This window comes from Sinorhizobium sp. BG8 (assembly GCF_016864555.1).
Classification (GTDB): domain Bacteria; phylum Pseudomonadota; class Alphaproteobacteria; order Rhizobiales; family Rhizobiaceae; genus BG8.
Map to the genome: position 1 here is coordinate 2268801 of NZ_CP044011.1, position 17562 is coordinate 2286362.

Here is a 17562-nt window from a genome sequence, read left to right on the forward strand (position 1 = left end):
ATTCCAGCGGAATCGGATTCTTCCACGCATGGCGCTTGACTACAACACGCTCTTGCTGGCCATCGGGCTATCAGGGCTTTGCCTGGCATTTACTCTGTTTGCCAGCTGGATCTCGGCACAGATCGAGCGCTTCATGCTGTCCTGGGCTGTCGGAATCGGTCTCGTTGTACCAAGTGTTGCCTGCTACAGCGTCTATGTGGAAACGCCCGGCTCATGGCTCGGAGCGATTTCATTCCTTCTGCTCCTGGGCGGCTTTTCCTTCATCTACGGTGCCGCCTATCGGTATCGGACGGGCAAGCCGGGGCGATGGCATACCTTGACCGCTTTCCTCGTGACGGGTCCGGTGACCGCCGGTGCCTTTCTTGGAGAGTATGACGGGCTTGGACTGGTGATCCTCAACACCGCTGCAGCCTCGCTTCTCTGGGCGACCGCATGGGAATACTGGAAGGGACGCGCCGAGGCTCCCCTGCCGATCACCGGAATTGCCGGCCTCTACTGCATCGTCGCTGTCTCCTTCCTGAACTGTGCTGCCGTTCTGGCCTGGAACGGACAGTGGGTGCTCGGCCATGCTCCGGACAACTGGGCGGAAGATCTGAACCTCGTCGCGGCCGTCGTCGGCATCACGGGAATTGGAGCGATGTCTCTGGCGCTCAACCAGTGGCGGCTTGCCGGTAGCCACAGGCGGGAGGCGATGACCGACGCGCTGACCGGACTTCTCAATCGTCGTGCCCTGTTCGACAGATATGGCGGCGAGCCAATCGGCGAGCATACCGCAATCGTCGCGTTCGACCTCGATCGCTTCAAGGCGATCAACGATCGTTACGGCCATGCGATCGGCGACAAGGTGCTCCTGGCTTTTGCCGAGGTGCTCTCCGAAAACTGCAGGGAGACGGATTGCGCGGCGCGCTTCGGCGGCGAGGAATTCGCCCTTGTGCTGCACCGGGCGCTTCCCGAGCGAGCCATGGCTGCCGCCGAGCGGATCCGATCCGTCTTCGCCCAACGGCGAGTGGTGACCGAAATCGGCCCCATTGTTTGCTCCGTGAGCGCCGGGATCGCCTTCGGCAGCAAGCAGGGGGCGACATTCGACAGCGTCCTCAACAATGCGGACAAGGCGCTCTACACGGCAAAACGGGACGGACGGAACCGGGTATCCGTCGCCGATCTGCGACTGGTCGGCTAGGGCCAGTCCGTCCCCGCGTGGCGCAGGATCGCGCCGGCATTTGCCCCAGAACGCCGAAAATCGCTTGCCATGGCGGCGATGTCGTGGTTTGACCGCCGCCTCAGACGCGACGATCCGCGCATGCCTCCAATTTTCAGGTGATCCATGGCCCTATCCGAAAACCCACATCTTCTGATCGTCGAGGCGCGGTTCTACGACGACATGGCGGACGCGATGCTCGACGGCGCGAAGCATGCCCTCGACGCGGCGGGCGCCACCTACGACATCGTCACGGTTCCCGGAGCCCTGGAAATTCCGGCGGCGATTGCCATGGCGCTCGACGGAGCGGATAATGGCGGCACGGAATACGATGGCTTCGTCGCGCTCGGAATGGTGATCCGCGGCGAGACCTATCATTTCGATATCGTATCGAATGAATCCTCGCGCGCCATCATGGACCTTGCGGTCAGCGAGAGCCTGCCGATCGGCAATGGTATCCTGACTGTCGAGAACGATGACCAGGCCTGGGCAAGGGCCCGGCGTACGGAGGGCGACAAGGGTGGTTTTGCGGCGCGTGCGGCGCTGACCATGATCGAACTCAAGAAGAAACTGGGCGGCGAACTGTGACCAAGGAAACGCAGGATCAACCGGTAAAACAGGCGAACCAGCGCGGCGCGGCACGGCTCGCTGCCGTGCAGGCGCTCTACCAGATGGACGTCGGCGGGACCGGCGTGCTGGAAATCGTCGCCGAGTACGAAGAGCACCGTCTGGGCCGCGAGCTCGACGGGGAGACCTACCTGAAGGCGGATGCCTCCTGGTTCCGCTCGATCGTGTCTGGCGTGGTGCGCGAACAGCGCCAGCTCGATCCGTTGATCGGCGCGGCACTCCAGGACGACTGGGCACTCTCGCGTCTCGATTCCACCGTGCGCGCCATTCTTCGGGCTGGCACCTTCGAACTGATCGAGCGCAAGGACATACCGGTTGCGGTGATCGTGACCGAGTACGTCGAAATCGCCAAGGCCTTCTTCGAAACGGAGGAGCCGAAGCTCGTCAACGCGGTTCTTGACAGGATCGCCAAGCAGGTTCGTCCCGGTTCCAGGAAATAGGCAAGCATGGATACGAGAACGGCGGGAAGCGGTGGCCTTGAGCGTGAGCTCTCCGCGGCGAGGCGTAACGTTCTCCTGCTGACGGGCGCGCAGGCAATTCTCGCCTCCGCGGGACCGATTGTTTTCTCGATCGGCGGCATCGCCGGCTATCAACTGCTTGGTGAAGACAAGTCGCTCGCGACCGCACCCCTTACCGGGTTCAATGTCGGCGTGTCGCTGGGGGCCATACTGGTCGCTCTTGCGGCGCGCTTCTTCGGCCGTGTCGCCGGGTTCGTCGGCGGAGCGCTGATCGGCGCGATCGGGGGGCTTGTTGCCGCGATCGCGTTGATTCGCGCCGATTTCTGGATGCTCGCAGGCGCATTCGTGCTCGTCGGCGTGTCGTCAGGCTTCACCCAGAAGATCCGGTTCGCGGCGGCGGACGCTTCGCCCTCCTTCTACAAGCCGCGTGCCATATCGTGGATCCTTGCCGGCGGCATGGTCTCGGCGATCCTCGGCCCGCAGATCGTGATCTTCACCAAGGATCTCCTCGAACCGATCCAGTTCGCCGGCGCGTTCGCGGCGCTTGCACCGCTTTGCCTGCTGGCGATCGTGCCCTTCCTTCTCCTGCGCCTGCCGGATCAGGGCAGGGGGAAGCCTCAACCGGGATCGGAGCCGGTGCGGCCACTTGCCGAGATCGTGCTCACCCAGCGCTTCCTGACCGGCATGGTCTGCGGCATCTCCACCTATGCGCTGATGACCTTCATGATGACCGGTGCGCCGCTTGCGATGGTCATTGGCTGCGGGTTTTCCCAGGAACTCGCGACCCTCGGCATTCAGTGGCACGTGCTTGCGATGTTCGCGCCGAGCTTCTTCACCGGCATGCTGATCCAGAAGTTTGGATCGGAAAAGGTCGTTGCCGCCGGGCTCATCCTGCTGATGGTTTGCGCGGCGATCGCCCACATGGGGATAGAACTCTGGAACTTTTGGGGTGCGCTGGTGCTCCTCGGTGTGGGCTGGAACTTCGGCTTCATCGGGTCTACCGCGATCGTGGCATCCAGCTACCGCCCGCATGAAGCCGACAAGGTGCAGGGTTTCCACGACATCATTCTCTTCGGCACGGTGGCGCTTGCCTCCTTCTCCTCCGGCAAGGTGTTCAACGCCTTCGGATGGCAGACGATCAGCCTTGCCTTCTGGCCCGTCTCGGGCCTGTGCCTGATCCTCCTTCTGGCTCTTGCCGTAAGAAGCCGCCGCAAGAGCGCCTGATCCTAAGGTTCAGCCGTGCTTGGCCCGCCCTACGCTCGGTTGCGGCGGGGCTTGACGCCAGCGATTCGCAAACGCACTCTGACGCCAGCGTCAACCACCCGGATTGCGAGGAGGCAACGGGTAGCTGGCGTTTTTTATGGCCATCCGGAGGACGATGGCCTCACAGGAGGAAAAGGCGAAATGACCATATTGTTGGGCGTTATCGCATGCGGGTTGCTTTCGGTGGCTTATGCCATCTGGGCGACAAGGTCGGTGCTTGCCTCCGACCAGGGGAACCCCCGCATGCAGGAAATTGCAGGCTATATTCGAGAAGGCGCACAGGCCTATCTCACACGTCAATATAAAACCATTGCACTTGTCGGCGTCGTCGTCTTCATCGGGGTCTGGTTGTTGCTCTCCGCTTCGGCCGCCATCGGCTTCCTGATCGGCGCCGTTCTTTCCGGCCTTGCCGGCTTTATCGGAATGCATGTGTCGGTCCGCGCCAACGTGCGCACCGCGCAGGCCGCTTCGGCCAGCCTTTCCTCCGGTCTGGACATTGCCTTCAAGTCCGGCGCCATTACCGGCATGCTCGTTGCCGGTCTCGCCCTCCTTGGCGTTTCGATCTACTACTATATCCTGACGGTCATTCTCGGCCACGATCCTGCCTCGCGCGAGGTGACGGACGCTCTCGTGGCGCTCGGTTTCGGTGCGTCGCTGATCTCGATCTTCGCCCGTCTGGGCGGTGGCATCTTCACCAAGGGAGCCGACGTTGGTGGGGACCTCGTCGGCAAGGTCGAGGCTGGCATCCCCGAGGACGACCCGCGCAACCCGGCGACGATTGCCGACAACGTCGGCGACAACGTCGGTGACTGCGCAGGCATGGCGGCCGACCTCTTCGAGACCTATGCGGTCTCCGTGGTTGCCACCATGGTTCTCGCCTCGATCTTCTTCCCGGTCTCACCGATGCTGGCGGTCTATCCGCTGACGATCTGCGCGGCCTGCGTCATCACCTCGATCATCGGCACGTTCTTCGTGAAGCTCGGCAGCAACGGCTCGATCATGGGCGCCCTCTACAAGGGCCTCATCGTCACCGGCCTTCTCTCCATCGTCGGCGTCGCCGTCGCCACGTCGCTCACCATCGGCTGGGGCTCGGTGGGCATTGTCGAAGGTGTCGACATCACGGGCATGCGCCTCTTCGTCTGCGCGCTTCTGGGGCTCGTCGTCACCGCGCTGATCGTCGTCATCACCGAATATTATACGGGGACGAACAAGCGGCCGGTAAACTCGATCGCGCAGGCTTCGGTCACGGGGCACGGAACGAACGTCATCCAGGGTCTCGCGGTCTCCCTCGAATCGACCGCCCTCCCGGCGATCGTGATCGTCGGCGGGATCATCACGACGTACCAGCTGGCGGGCCTCTTCGGCACCGGGATCGCCGTAACGGCCATGCTCGGTCTTGCCGGCATGATCGTCGCCCTCGACGCCTTCGGTCCGGTGACGGACAACGCAGGCGGCATCGCGGAAATGGCGCACCTGCCGCCGGAAGTGCGCAAGTCGACGGATGCGCTGGACGCGGTCGGCAACACCACGAAGGCGGTCACCAAGGGCTACGCGATCGGCTCGGCGGGTCTTGGCGCACTGGTCCTCTTCGCGGCTTACTCCAACGACCTGCATCATTTCGCGGCGAACGGAGATACCTATCCTTACTTCAAGGATATCGGGACGATCTCCTTCGATCTGTCCAATCCCTACGTGGTGGCCGGCCTCATCTTCGGCGGGCTGATCCCCTATCTCTTCGGCGGCATCGCGATGACGGCCGTCGGGCGGGCGGCGGGTTCCATCGTCGAGGAGGTTCGCAGGCAGTTCCGCGAGAAGCCCGGTATCATGGAAGGCCGCGACAAGCCGGACTATGGCAAGGCAGTCGACCTGCTGACCAAGGCGGCGATCAGGGAAATGATCGTGCCGTCGCTCCTGCCGGTGCTGGCGCCGGTGGTGGTGTACTTTGGCGTTCTGCTGATCTCGGGTTCCAAGGCTTCGGCCTTTGCGGCGCTCGGCGCCTCGCTTCTCGGCGTCATCGTCAACGGCCTGTTCGTCGCCATCTCCATGACGTCGGGCGGCGGCGCATGGGACAATGCGAAGAAGAGCTTCGAGGACGGCTTCGTCGACAAGGACGGCACGCGTCACCTGAAGGGATCAGAGGCGCACAAGGCCTCCGTCACGGGCGACACCGTCGGCGATCCCTACAAGGATACGGCCGGCCCGGCCGTCAATCCCGCCATCAAGATAACTAACATCGTGGCGCTGCTACTTCTGGCGATACTCGCCTGAGGCATGCGGGATAGAAGAAACGAAGACCCGCGGCGGCAGCCGCGGGTCTTTTCGTTTCGTCGAAAGAAAACGGCGGCCGAGGCCGCCGGATCTCCGTTATCGCTGGGTCTGGGACCTGTTCGATTCGTCCGCAAGCTGCTGGATGAGCTGGCCGGGGTTCGCACCGCCCTTGAGCAACTGTCCGAGGAAGGTCAGTTCCACACCGCCCGTCGGAGTGGTGCGCGTGATCATGTCGAACGGTACGCCATCCTTGAGCGTGTAGTTCGCAAGCCGATCGACGGTTCCCTCGCCATTGAAATAGACGGCAAGGATGCTCTGGTCGACGATCTTCGGCTTCATGAAGGCGACCGGCCGCGACCGGGTCTGCGAAATATAGTAGAATACTTCATGATCGAAGGTCGCCGTGGTCGAGGGCGAGCCCAACGACAAAAGCACCTGTTCGCGCGACGAGCCCACTGGGGCGAGCGCGAGCGTTTCCTGATCGACGACGTAACCCTGGTGGAGAACCTCGCCTGTCTGGCATCCGGCAAGCACGGTGGTCGAAAGGGCAATGGCAATGGCGGTGTTACGCAACAGATTCATATCAGTCCTGAAATACCGTCTCTTCAACGACATCCCCCTTGAAACTATGTATGGCCGGACAGCCATTGCAATTCGTGCACGCTTCGGTAAACCAGCTTCGCCCCTCATGCAACATGGCATGCGGCGGGCCGCTCCCTTCAATGAGACAAAACTAGGCTTTATGATGATTTTCGGTCTGTTTAGCAGAAAAAACGGAAACCAGCGGATCGTCAACAAACAGTACGCGCATCTGACGGCCGTTGCGCGCGAGCCCTATCTCTATGAAGCGCTTGGCGTCCCGGATACGGTCATGGGGCGTTTCGAGATGCTGTCCGCGATTCTGATCCTCTACTTTCGCAGGACCCGGTCGTCCGGCGTTTCCGGGCAGCAGATCGCACAGGAGATCGTCGATGCCTTCTTCGAGGATGTGGATCACTCGATCCGCGAACTCGGCGTTGGCGACGTCGCCGTTCCGAAACGCATGAAGAAATTTGCGGGCATGTTCTATGGACGCCTCGAATCCTATGCGGCAGCGCTGGACGCGGGCGACAGGGAGGCCCTGGCCCAGGCGCTTTCGCGCAATTTCCATCCGGAACCGGCTGCGGGAACGCCCGACATGACGGGCCTTGCGGACTACCTCTTCAGGGTCGAGGGGCACTCGCCGCCGAGACCGAGGAGGACGTGATATCGGGGAGCCTGGTCCTTCCAGGCCCGCAATGAGGCGACGACGCGACCGGCGCCAGCACAAGAGAACGACTGAGAAAGAACGAAGACATGACCAAAGTCGAGCAGGCCCCTTTTTCCTATCCGGTGAAGGTCGGGCACATTTCCGCCAATCCGGTCGAGGTGCATCTCGAGGCGGACGAGCGCGAGCGCTCTGAAATCGCGCGCGTCTGGAATGTTCTCGAGGTGAAGAGCTTCGAGGCCGGCCTTCAGATCCAGCGCTGGAAGAAGGATGGCGTTCGGGTGAAGGGTCGCGTGACGAGCGCGATCGTGCAGGCCTGCGTCGTCACTCTGGATCCGGTCGAATCCCTGATCGACGAGACCTTCGAGGCGCTCTTCGTGCCGCAGGGATCGAAGCTCGCGCAAATGCCGCGGCCCGAGGGCGAGATGCTGCTCGATCCGGACGGACCCGACGCACCCGAGATTTTCACGGGCGATACCGTCGATGCCGGTGAGATCGCCGCAGAACATGCCGCGCTTGCGATCGATCCCTATCCGCGCAAGGAGGGGATCGACTTCAAGGGACATATAGAGAGCACCGAGGAGGACGATCGGAAGCCGTCTCCCTTTGCGGTGCTCAAGGACTGGAAAAAAGACTGAACGCAGTCGCAATGCGCCGATAATTCAGTTGTCAGTCGGGTGAAAACCGGTATTTTGACCGAAATTCCGCCCCGGCGCGACCTCCGTGCAAGTGGAGTCACTTGGACAAGCGGCTTGCGAAGATAAGAAGAGTTTGGAGCCGGCTCGAGGCATCCGGTCGGATCTGTCCGGCCCGAGGGTTGGAAAGTAAGGATAAGACACGCGTGGTCAGAATTTCCGTTGATGCCATGGGTGGCGATTTTGGACCCAAGGTCGTCATACCGGGCGCAGCCAAAGCACTCGAACGCCATCCAGAAATCCGTTTTCAGCTCTTCGGCGTCGAGTCGGAGTGCCGGGACATTCTGGAGAATTACCCGAAACTGAAGGCGGCGAGCACCTTCCATCACTGCGACATCGCGGTCGCCATGGACGAGAAGCCGAGCCAGGCGCTCAGGCGCGGGCGGGGCAAGTCGTCCATGTGGCGGGCGATCGATGCCGTTGCCAAGGGCGAGGCCGATGTCGCTGTTTCCGCCGGTAACACCGGCGCCCTGATGGCGATGTCCAAGTTCTGCCTGAAGATGATGGCGGACATCGAGCGGCCGGCGATCGCAGGCATCTGGCCGACCCTCAAGGGCGAAAGCATCGTGCTGGACATCGGTGCGACGATCGGAGCGGACGCCAACCAGCTTTTCGACTTCGCACTCATGGGCGGTGCGATGGCGCGGGCGCTTTTCGAGATCGATCGTCCGACGGTCGGGCTCCTGAATGTCGGCGTGGAAGAGATCAAGGGCCAGGAAGAGGTCAAGGCGGCGGGCCAACTGATCCGCGAGGCCAATTTTGACACGATTGACTACTATGGCTTCGTCGAAGGTGACGATATCGGCCGCGGCACCGTGGATGTTGTGGTGACTGAAGGCTTTTCCGGAAACATTGCCCTAAAGGCGGCGGAAGGTACGGCTCGTCAGATCGCGGAGTATCTGCGCGCGGCGATGTCGAGAACCTGGCTTGCGCGTATCGGCTACATTCTGGCAAAAAGCGCTTTCGACCGGGTGCGGGAAAAAATGGATCCGCGCAAGGTCAACGGCGGCGTCTTTCTCGGGCTGAACGGGATCGTCATCAAGAGCCACGGCGGCACCGATGCCGAGGGCTTCGCGGCGGCGGTGGATGTGGCTTATGACATGGCCCGTAACGGGCTCAAGGACAAAATAGAAAAAGATCTACAAAAATATCATGCAGGCCGCCCCGGCGAGGGTGTCGCGGAAAGCATGAGCGACGGGGTGTAATGAGAATGATCCGTTCAGTGGTTCGGGGCTTCGGGGCTGCGCTTCCGAAGCGTGTGCTCACCAATGGTGAGCTGGAAAAGATGGTCGATACTTCCGACGAATGGATCGTGCAACGCACCGGTATTCGCCAGAGACATATCGCCGGAGAGGGTGAGACCACGGCCTCTCTCGGGGAGGGAGCCGCGCGGGCCGCGCTTGAAAAGGCTGGGCTTTCCGCCGCCGACATCGATCTCATCATCGTGGCGACATCGACCCCCGACAACACTTTCCCGGCCACGGCAGTGAACATCCAGAACCGCCTGGGCATGCACCACGGCTTCGCCTTCGACGTGCAGGCTGTCTGTTCTGGCTTCGTCTATGCGGTTGCGACGGCCGATGCCTACATCCGCGGCGGCCTGGCAAAACGGGCGCTGGTAATCGGCGCGGAGACCTTCTCGCGCATTCTGGACTGGACCGACCGGACGACCTGCGTGCTCTTCGGCGACGGAGCCGGCGCCATCGTGCTCGAGGCACAGGAAGGCGAGGGCACGACTGCGGACCGTGGCGTGCTGACGGCACAGCTGCGCTCTGACGGAGCGCACCGCGACAAGCTATACGTGGATGGCGGGCCGTCGTCGACCGGAACGGTCGGGCACCTTCGCATGGAGGGCCGCGAGGTCTTCAAGCATGCCGTGGGCATGATCACCGATGTGATCGTAGCGGCATTCGAGGCAACGGGAACGACCGCCGACGACATCGACTGGATGGTGCCACACCAGGCCAACAAGCGAATCATCGATGGCTCCGCGAAGAAGCTCGGCATTCCGCTCGACAAGGTTGTCGTGACCGTGGATCTGCACGGCAACACGTCTGCCGCATCGATTCCGCTCGCGATCGCTGCAGCCGCAGGCGACGGCCGGATCAAGGAAGGCGATCTCGTTCTGCTCGAGGCCATGGGCGGCGGCTTCACCTGGGGAGCGGTGCTCCTGCGCTGGTAGCGCCAGCAAGGATCCGTGAGCCTTTCGGATGGCTTGACCGTCAAGTGCTTCGGCAATAGTCTTCTGCCAGCAACCAAGCGCAATCATTATAAAAATCGGTGGGGAAAGATGAGCGGGAAGACAGTGACACGCGCAGATTTGGCCGAATCCGTATTCCGCAAGGTTGGCCTTTCGCGCACCGAGTCGGCTGAGTTGGTGGAAACCGTCATCGACGAGATTTGCAATGCGATCGTCCGTGGCGAGAGCGTGAAGCTGTCCTCGTTTGCAACGTTTCAGGTTCGGGACAAGAACGAACGCATCGGCCGGAACCCGAAAACGGGTGAGGAAGTGCCGATTTCTCCCAGGCGCGTGATGACCTTCAAGGCATCGAATGTCCTGAAGCAGAGGGTTCTCAAGGCCCATGTCGCGCGCCGCGGCAAGCAGAAGCCGCAGTCTCCGGTAAGCCAGTGAAAGACATCCCCGTGGTGGGTGACCTATTTTTCGGTTGAAAAACTTCGGTCAACCCGCTGAAATGCAAGGATTCGGTGGTATGCTTCTGTTGAGCTGACGCCGTCTTATGCCGGGAGGTTTTCCATGGACAAGAGTCCCGATGCGTTTCGCACCATAAGCGAAGTTGCCGACGATCTCGATCTGCCGCAGCATGTGCTGCGTTTCTGGGAAACACGCTTCTCGCAAATCAAGCCGATGAAGCGCGGCGGCGGTCGTCGCTACTACCGACCCGAGGATGTCGACCTCCTCAAGGGTATCCGTCACCTGCTCTACGATCACGGCTACACGATCAAGGGCGTGCAGAAGCTACTGAAACTCAACGGAAACAAGTTCGTCGCCGCCATCGCGAGCGGCGACCTTGCGACGATCGAAGCACTGGCGGCGGCCACGCATGAGGAGCCGGCAGGTCCGAAGCTGACTGACGAAGATCAGATCGTCGGCCGCGCCAAGCCGCCGGCAAGCCGCCGATTCTTCAGTTTTGTCGGAGGAGGGGACGAGGCCCCCGAAATCTCCATCGGCAAGACCAGCGTCGGCAAGGAGGATCGTGCCCTGCTGCAGGAAGCGCTCTACGACCTGTTGGAATGCAAGCGGCTCCTGGACCAGGTACGCTGACGCTTGGCGTCCACAATCGATCCCGGCGCTCCCTAGGCGCAATGTAAATCCTCACGGCGTTCGGATCCTGAAGCATGGCGCCATGAGTTCTCACCGGCGCCAACATCGCGAGATATGCAAAACAGCCGACTCAGGCGTGAGTGATTCCATCGAAGGGTCCCGAAACGCCTTTCGAGGTCGAACACGCGGCACCATTGTCGTGTGGCAGCCCGTGGCATCGCCGGACGGAGCCGTACGCGCCGCTGATTTCCTTCGAGTGAAATGCGCAGCCAGTTCCACCAGCGAAGAGGCAGAGTAAAATTTGGCGGCTCCGCTCACAATCGACGATCAGCTTTGTATTTCCCGCCAATGGATCAATTCTATGGAGAATACAGAACGTGAACGAAAGAGAACAAATCTTGCGGATACTTATAAGGGAATCGTAAAATACTGAGAACAAACGGAAAACAAGTGCGGATACGCCTCTGTTTTTGTCGTATAGCAGAGTTATGTATATGTTTATTGTGAACGGTACTCATCCGCAGTGGATTCGTCTCAGGCGGTGCGGGGTACGTACGAGCGGTGCCCACCATGCGCCCGCTGCCGGAGAGACGGCCTCAATTCCGGAAATCGATGAATGCGTCGAGCCCCAGCGGATCCGTGAGCAGTGCCTCCTCATGGTCGCGGGCGATGACGAGATCGGCGAACGCATTTTGGATCGCCGCCAGTGTCTCCAGGCTTTCCTTGTCCGTTCCGACATTCGCCATGATACGCCTTCGGAATTCTATGAGGCGTGTGACCGCCGCGTCGATCTCGTCGATATGGTTCATGACCGACCTCCACCGTGCGAAGAGAGTATCTCACGTATGGGAATGCGGGTCCATTGACGCCCGTCACACGGGACGTTCGTCGAAGACGATGCGAAAGCGTGGGGCCAGCCCATATCTCCCGAAGGAGCGCACCTGTTCCGGCTTAAAGACAGGCGTCAAAACCGGACACGGACGCGTGGATGACATCTTCGGGATCTCGAAGTTTCAGTGAACCGAAGGCTCGGTGTCGTCCAGGAACGTGCGTATGCCGTCCCGCGCGATCGTCGCCAGGAATTCGTCGAAGGCCTCGCGGTCGGTGGCGAAGGGGGCCTCCCACTCGATGAGGTCCTCTTCCTGGGTGATCACTTCCATCCGCCAGTCGTTCTGGGTACCGGCAGGGCGGAAGATGTCGACCAGTACGGTCACCCCGTCTTCCGTGAATTCGCCCGAAAGCTCCGAATGCTCCATTTCAAGCCCGTCGCCGTCTCTCAGGATCTCGTCATCCGACATGTCTTCCTCGCGTGTTCCACGTTCCGTATATGGCTTCGCGATAGCACATTCGCACCGATTTCCGAGTGACAAAAGCGGGAACCTCCACAGGAATACCTGCGACGGAGATCACGGCATGCCGCACTCCCGCTATCCAAGGTTGTTTGCTCCTCGGGGAGATGAAGACATCGAGGGCGCGGCAAGACGGCTCTCCAATGGATCCGGCCGGAGAGGTTGCCTTGGCCCGTCAGCAAAAGGAACGCCCCTCGCATGGTGTTCACGCGAGGGGCTACGCACTACTCAATTGGGTCAGGCCCTACTGCAGAACCTGCACGACGGTATGGGTCCGCGGATCCACGATGACGCGCTGCTGGTTCACAACCGCATAGGAATAGGTCGGGTTGTCCGGCACCGGGGTCAGCACGACGGTCTGCGGGATGGGGCGGCCGACCTCAACGGGTTCCTGGACCACCACTGTCTCGGGCATCGGCTGCTGCTCGACATAGGTGATGACTTCGCGCGGCGGCGGATCAAGTGCTGCACCGGCGGCAAGTCCGACAACGCCGCCGACTACGGCGCCCACCGGTCCGCCTACAATCGCTCCCGTGGCCGCGCCACCGGCAGCTCCGGTGATTGCTCCGTCATTGTCGTCGGCAAAGGCCGGGACAGTAAATGCAGAAAGCGCCAGCGTGGACGCAATAATAATCTTCAAACTCATAGTTCTCACTCCGGTTATTCATTTCACGGTGCAGAAAGTCCGGAAGTGGTGAGATTGTTCCGAGTGCATGCGGCAGATCGGGCAAGAAACCGTGAAGTTCAGCTCACCTTTTGTTTCGATGTGAAATGACGGTCTCGACCGTTATTGGGCAATCAAGAGCGTGATAAACGCAACGTTCGGCGGCTCAGGACGTCCATCGTGAAAAGTGTTCTTCAATGGCGCGTGAACGGGCCGTTGATCACTTCGGTCCGTGTGTGATCGAGGCCGGCGGAAGGTCGGCTCTCGCGTTTTCACATCGGTGGCCTTGACCGCCGATCATTCCTGACAAAGTGCTGACATTCGCTCTCAGCGGCCAGTAAGCGGGCTTCTGCAATCCTGTCTGCGTTGAAACGTCGATGGAAGGAATGCCCAATGGGGAAGCTGGTGACGGTGCTTTCGCCCATAACCGAAGGCAAGGGGATCGACTGGAGCATCGATATCGACTCCCGTGTGGCCGTTCAGGCAGATCCGGCCGACGTTGCAGAGGCGATCGGCAACATTCTGGACAATGCAGTTCGCTTCGCGCGTCGACGCATCCAGGTTTCCGCCGTTGCGGAAGGCCAGATGGTAACGGTTCGGGTGGGGGATGACGGCCCCGGGGTGGACGCCGAATACTATGCACGGATGTTGAAGCGTGGCGTGACCGACGCGGATGCGGGGCACGGGCTCGGTCTCGCCATATCCAGCGACATCGCAGCAGCGTACGGCGGCGAGCTCAGGTTCAGGCAGTCACACCTGGGTGGTCTGGAGGCCAATCTGAGCTTACCGGCGCTGAGGTGCGAAGCGCCGGGCCAGTAACGTCCCGACACCGCCTCAGGCCCGTGGCCGGGACATGTGCTCGCACGCACCTCGCCGGGCATTTCAAGGCATCGTCCCGACGCCGTGCCAACTCCGGGCCAACTCCGGGCGATGAGCCGCGCGGTCAGTCGGTGCCGCGCAATCTGTCTTGCTTTTGCCCCTTAGACATGGGAGGAGGCGCCCCTCCCGCCTCTTCAGCACATCGGACTTCTCATGACGACCGCCTATGGCCTCGACTTTGGCACCACCAATTCCGTCCTCGCGACAGCCAGCGGCAATGCCACCCAGTCCGTGGTCATGCACACGCCGGCTGGTGAAACGGATACGCTCAGGACCGCGCTGGCCTTCATGAAGAAGGGCGTGCACCAGATTGCCTGCGAGGCGGGACCGGCAGCCATTGCACAGTTCATCGATAACCCCGGTGAATGCCGGTTCCTGCAATCGATCAAGACTTTCGCCGCGTCACCCTTGTTCCAGGGCACGATGATCTTCGCCAAGCGCTTCGCGTTCGAGGACATCATGCATGCCTTCCTGTCGCGCCTGCGGGACTATGCCGGAGATGCCGTGAGCGAGGGGGCGAAACGTGTCGTTGTCGGGCGCCCGGTGCGCTTCGCGGGGAGCAATCCGGACGAGCAGCTCGCAACGGAGCGCTACAACACCGCACTCGCGCGCTTTGGCTTCCCTGAAATCCACCACGTCTACGAGCCGGTTGCCGCTGCGTTCTATTTCGCGCGCAACCTCGATCGGGACGCCGTCGTGCTTGTCAGCGATTTCGGCGGGGGCACGACGGACTATTCGCTGATCCGCTTCGAGAGCCATGCCGGGCGCCTGACCGCTACACCGATCGGCCACTCGGGCGTCGCAGTCGCGGGGGACAATTTCGATTACCGCATCATCGACAACATCGTCTCCCCGATGATCGGCAAGGGCACACTGTTCAAGAGCTTCGACAAACTGCTCGAGGTGCCCTCCGGTTACTATGCGAATTTCGGGCGCTGGAACCAGCTTTCCATCTTCAAGACGCTGCGCGATTTCGCGGAATTGAAGAAACTGGTGCAGGTGAGCCTGGAGCCGGAGAAGCTTGAAGCCTTCATCGAACTCATCGAAATGGACGAGGGTTACCCGCTCTACCAGGCCGTTTCGGCGACGAAGATGCGGCTTTCGAGCGCCGAGGAGACGGAGTTTTCGTTTGCGCCGCTCGGGGAAGCGGCCCGGCGATCCGTCAGGCGGGCCGATTTCGAGAGCTGGATCGCTCCGGAACTCAATCAGATCGAGGGAGCGCTGGATGAGGTGCTTACGAAGACGAACATGCCTGCCGGCGATATCGACAAGGTGTTCCTGACCGGTGGGACATCGTTCGTGCCAGCCGTGCGCCGGGTGTTCGAACAGCGTTTCGACCGAAGCCGCATCGAAAGCGGTGGTGAACTCTTGTCCATCGCCCATGGTCTCGCCCTCATCGGAGCGCGTGATGATATTGAGAACTGGACGGCTGGAGCGATCTGACAGGCGGCGGCGCTTGCCGGCAGGTGAAAGCGTGTCATGCAAGCCTGCGGTGTTCCGGACCTTCGTGCGAGGGTGTGTTGGTGAGGATCGCAATATCCGGGTGGTGGAGCTGCGTTGGTGACGACACGCGGTGACCTGGACGGGCTCTCGATGTAGCTTCTCTACCGATTCTCCGCGTTGATGTGCAGCACTATGGAAACTTCGCTTTATCTGCCCGTAAAAGGCTTCCTCGAGAAGGCAGGCTACGTCGTCAAGGGCGAGGTTGGAGGCTGCGATCTTGTCGGGCTCAGCGACGGCGACCCGCCCGCTGTCGTGATCTGCGAGCTGAAACTGACCTTCAATCTGGAACTCATCCTGCAGGCCGTCGATCGGGCGGCCATTTCGGACGAGGTCTGGATTGCTGCCAGAGTCTCGGCCAAGGGCAGGGGACGTGAGGCAGACAGGCGCTACCGCGACCTCTGCCGTAGGCTCGGCATCGGCATGCTCGGTGTTTCCGATGCAGGCGATGTCAGCGTCATCGTCGGCTCCGTTTCACCCATGCCCCGGACCAATCCGAAACGGCGCTCGAGGCTCATGCGCGAGCATTTGAAGCGACGGGGCGATCCCGCACTTGGCGGCAGCACGCGCGCACCGGTCATGACCGCCTATCGCCAGCAGGCTCTCGGCTGCGCGGCTGCCCTGGCCGCGGGCCCCTCGCGTGTTCGCGATGTAAGAACCGGCATACCGGAGGCAGGGAAGATATTGCTTTCGAATGTCTATGGCTGGTTCGAGCGGCTCGACAGGGGCGTCTACGGCTTGACCGATGCCGGTCGAGAAGCGCTCGACCGCTGGCCGCAGCCCGAGATACCGGCAGGCCAGTAGCTCGCTCCAGCCCTCATGGCCAGGGGGCGCTATACGCCTCCGGCGGCCACCTCGGTCAACAGGAAGGCTCTTTCCTGCCACCTTCGGAACACCGCACTGCAGCAAATGCTTGTGTTCCGATGGAGCATCATGCCATTAGAACATTCTTCCCTCTGGAGACTGGCACATGGCCAAGAACACAATGGTCGGGCGACCATTGAAAGGACTGATGCTTCTTGCATCCCTTTTCACATGTCTACCCGCAAATGCCACGCCTGTGCTCGTCGTGGATTCCGAGACCCATCAGGTGCTCTATCAGGAGGATGCCGGCGTGCCCTGGTATCCGGCCTCGACAACCAAGCTCATGACGGCCTTCGTTGTATTCGAGGCCCTTCGATCGGGCGAAGTCACTTTGACGACGCCGGTTATGATGACGCGAAACGCGACCAAACAGGCGTTTCTGGAATCCGGCCTGACTTTCGGGCGGACGATGACGCTCGAGGACTCGCTCTTTGCCATGATCGCCGCATCGGCCAATGACGTCGCTGTGGCCCTTGCGGAAACGGTAGCCTCCGACGAGCAGGCATTCGTCCGGCGAATGAATGAGACCGCAGCACGCCTCGGGATGTCGGGCACCCATTTTTCCAATCCGAATGGCCTGTTTGACCGGAAGAACTATACGACCGCGCGCGATCTCGCGATCCTTGGAATGGAAGTGGATCGAAAATTCCCCGAATACAGCCGCTTCTTCCAGGCATCCTCGGTCACGATCGACGGGAAGGAGATCAAGTCCAACAATTTGCTCCTGACCCGCTTCGGTGGCACGATCGGGATGAAGACCGGCTTCCTGTGCGCATCAGGACGAAATCTGGTCGGGCTGGCCTCGCGAAATGGAAAGCGCGTGATGGTGGTCATCATGGGCGCGACCACGGAACGCGAACGCAACGAACGGTCTGCGCAATATCTGACGCAAGCCTTCGATGGCCGCCTGCCTGCCGGTGCAGAGCGCGTTGACGATCTGCAAAACCGGAGCGATGTCGCTCCGGAGGACATGCGCATCCGCCTCTGCACCGACAAGAGCGCCGCCTACGAGGCGAGCCGAGACACGCTCTATCCGATGGGCCTGCCGGGTCATGAGAGCTATTTGCAGGACCAGATACCCGGGCAGGTCCACGCGATCCGCACCTGGGCCAACGAGAACGCAACGGATGTGCCCACACCCAACCCACGTCCTTCATAGGAGCGCCGGCGACCCGGCTCTGCGGCCCCGGGCAGATCTGGTCTGCAAAATACCCGGCATTAGGTAGCAAAAGCGATCAGACCCAGTTGGGCATCCGGCCGTACTCCGT

General features: G+C 61.3%; 18 protein-coding genes and 1 pseudogene. 15 read left to right on the top strand and 4 right to left on the bottom strand.

Features of this window, described 5'->3' with window-relative positions; all coding sequences use genetic code 11:
• The first annotated feature begins 28 nt into the window (after positions 1–28).
• From F3Y30_RS10620 to F3Y30_RS10640, 5 genes are all read left to right on the top strand, one after another.
• On the top strand, positions 29–1180 hold the full coding sequence (locus F3Y30_RS10620; RefSeq protein ID WP_203422723.1) for a GGDEF domain-containing protein: 1152 nt from the start codon (positions 29–31) through the stop codon (positions 1178–1180).
• A gap of 144 nt (positions 1181–1324) precedes the next feature.
• The gene (locus F3Y30_RS10625) at positions 1325–1786 is read left to right on the top strand and encodes a 6,7-dimethyl-8-ribityllumazine synthase (RefSeq protein WP_203422724.1); all 462 of its coding nucleotides are present in this window, start codon (positions 1325–1327) and stop codon (positions 1784–1786) included.
• The gene (nusB, locus tag F3Y30_RS10630; RefSeq protein WP_203422725.1) at positions 1783–2265 is read left to right on the top strand and encodes a transcription antitermination factor NusB; all 483 of its coding nucleotides are present in this window, start codon (positions 1783–1785) and stop codon (positions 2263–2265) included. The genes F3Y30_RS10625 and nusB overlap by 4 nt, the downstream gene beginning before the upstream one ends.
• A gap of 6 nt (positions 2266–2271) precedes the next feature.
• A complete protein-coding gene (locus F3Y30_RS10635; RefSeq protein ID WP_203422726.1) occupies positions 2272–3507 on the top strand; it encodes an MFS transporter in 1236 nt (411 codons plus the stop codon).
• Between the two features lie 180 nt (positions 3508–3687).
• Entirely contained in the window at positions 3688–5814 is a 2127-nt protein-coding gene (locus tag F3Y30_RS10640) for a sodium-translocating pyrophosphatase (RefSeq protein WP_203422727.1), read from the top strand.
• Positions 5815–5910: 96 nt separating this feature from the next.
• Here F3Y30_RS10640 and F3Y30_RS10645 read toward each other — a convergent pair whose 3' ends face one another.
• Positions 5911–6423 (bottom strand): outer membrane protein assembly factor BamE, encoded by a 513-nt coding sequence (locus F3Y30_RS10645; protein ID WP_246752705.1) that lies wholly within the window; start codon positions 6421–6423, stop codon positions 5911–5913.
• Between the two features lie 79 nt (positions 6424–6502).
• On the opposite strand from F3Y30_RS10645, the pseudogene F3Y30_RS10650 reads away from it, so the two are divergent.
• From F3Y30_RS10650 to F3Y30_RS10675, 6 genes and pseudogenes are all read left to right on the top strand, one after another.
• Positions 6503–7095: pseudogene (locus F3Y30_RS10650) on the top strand (ubiquinol-cytochrome C chaperone family protein).
• 54 nt (positions 7096–7149) lie between these two features.
• On the top strand, positions 7150–7698 hold the full coding sequence (locus F3Y30_RS10655) for a DUF177 domain-containing protein (RefSeq protein WP_203422730.1): 549 nt from the start codon (positions 7150–7152) through the stop codon (positions 7696–7698).
• Positions 7699–7901: 203 nt separating this feature from the next.
• Entirely contained in the window at positions 7902–8960 is a 1059-nt protein-coding gene (plsX, locus tag F3Y30_RS10660) for a phosphate acyltransferase PlsX (RefSeq protein WP_203422731.1), read from the top strand.
• Between the two features lie 5 nt (positions 8961–8965).
• The gene (locus F3Y30_RS10665) at positions 8966–9937 is read left to right on the top strand and encodes a beta-ketoacyl-ACP synthase III (RefSeq protein WP_203422732.1); all 972 of its coding nucleotides are present in this window, start codon (positions 8966–8968) and stop codon (positions 9935–9937) included.
• 108 nt (positions 9938–10045) lie between these two features.
• Positions 10046–10387 (top strand): integration host factor subunit alpha, encoded by a 342-nt coding sequence (locus F3Y30_RS10670; RefSeq protein ID WP_203422733.1) that lies wholly within the window; start codon positions 10046–10048, stop codon positions 10385–10387.
• Positions 10388–10510: 123 nt separating this feature from the next.
• The gene (locus tag F3Y30_RS10675) at positions 10511–11038 is read left to right on the top strand and encodes a MerR family transcriptional regulator (RefSeq protein ID WP_203422734.1); all 528 of its coding nucleotides are present in this window, start codon (positions 10511–10513) and stop codon (positions 11036–11038) included.
• 596 nt (positions 11039–11634) lie between these two features.
• On the opposite strand, the gene F3Y30_RS10680 is transcribed toward F3Y30_RS10675, so the two are convergent.
• The 3 genes from F3Y30_RS10680 to F3Y30_RS10690 form a co-directional block, all read right to left on the bottom strand.
• Entirely contained in the window at positions 11635–11847 is a 213-nt protein-coding gene (locus F3Y30_RS10680) for a hypothetical protein (protein ID WP_203422735.1), read from the bottom strand.
• A gap of 204 nt (positions 11848–12051) precedes the next feature.
• Positions 12052–12336, bottom strand: a complete 285-nt coding sequence (locus F3Y30_RS10685) for a hypothetical protein (RefSeq protein ID WP_203422736.1) — start codon at positions 12334–12336, stop codon at positions 12052–12054.
• A 295-nt stretch (positions 12337–12631) separates the two neighbouring features.
• A complete protein-coding gene (locus tag F3Y30_RS10690; protein ID WP_203422737.1) occupies positions 12632–13033 on the bottom strand; it encodes a DUF1236 domain-containing protein in 402 nt (133 codons plus the stop codon).
• 411 nt (positions 13034–13444) lie between these two features.
• Here F3Y30_RS10690 and F3Y30_RS10695 point away from each other — a divergent pair, with 411 nt between their 5' ends.
• From F3Y30_RS10695 to F3Y30_RS10710, 4 genes are all read left to right on the top strand, one after another.
• Complete coding sequence (locus F3Y30_RS10695; RefSeq protein WP_203422738.1) at positions 13445–13870, top strand: ATP-binding protein; 426 nt, start codon at positions 13445–13447, stop codon at positions 13868–13870.
• A 213-nt stretch (positions 13871–14083) separates the two neighbouring features.
• The gene (locus F3Y30_RS10700; protein WP_203422739.1) at positions 14084–15373 is read left to right on the top strand and encodes an Hsp70 family protein; all 1290 of its coding nucleotides are present in this window, start codon (positions 14084–14086) and stop codon (positions 15371–15373) included.
• Between the two features lie 192 nt (positions 15374–15565).
• Positions 15566–16234, top strand: a complete 669-nt coding sequence (locus F3Y30_RS10705; RefSeq protein ID WP_203422740.1) for a DUF2161 family putative PD-(D/E)XK-type phosphodiesterase — start codon at positions 15566–15568, stop codon at positions 16232–16234.
• A 166-nt stretch (positions 16235–16400) separates the two neighbouring features.
• Positions 16401–17453 carry a D-alanyl-D-alanine carboxypeptidase family protein gene (locus tag F3Y30_RS10710; RefSeq protein WP_246752706.1) on the top strand — a complete coding sequence of 351 codons (1053 nt, stop codon included), beginning with the start codon at positions 16401–16403 and terminating at the stop codon, positions 17451–17453.
• Positions 17454–17562 lie beyond the last annotated feature (109 nt).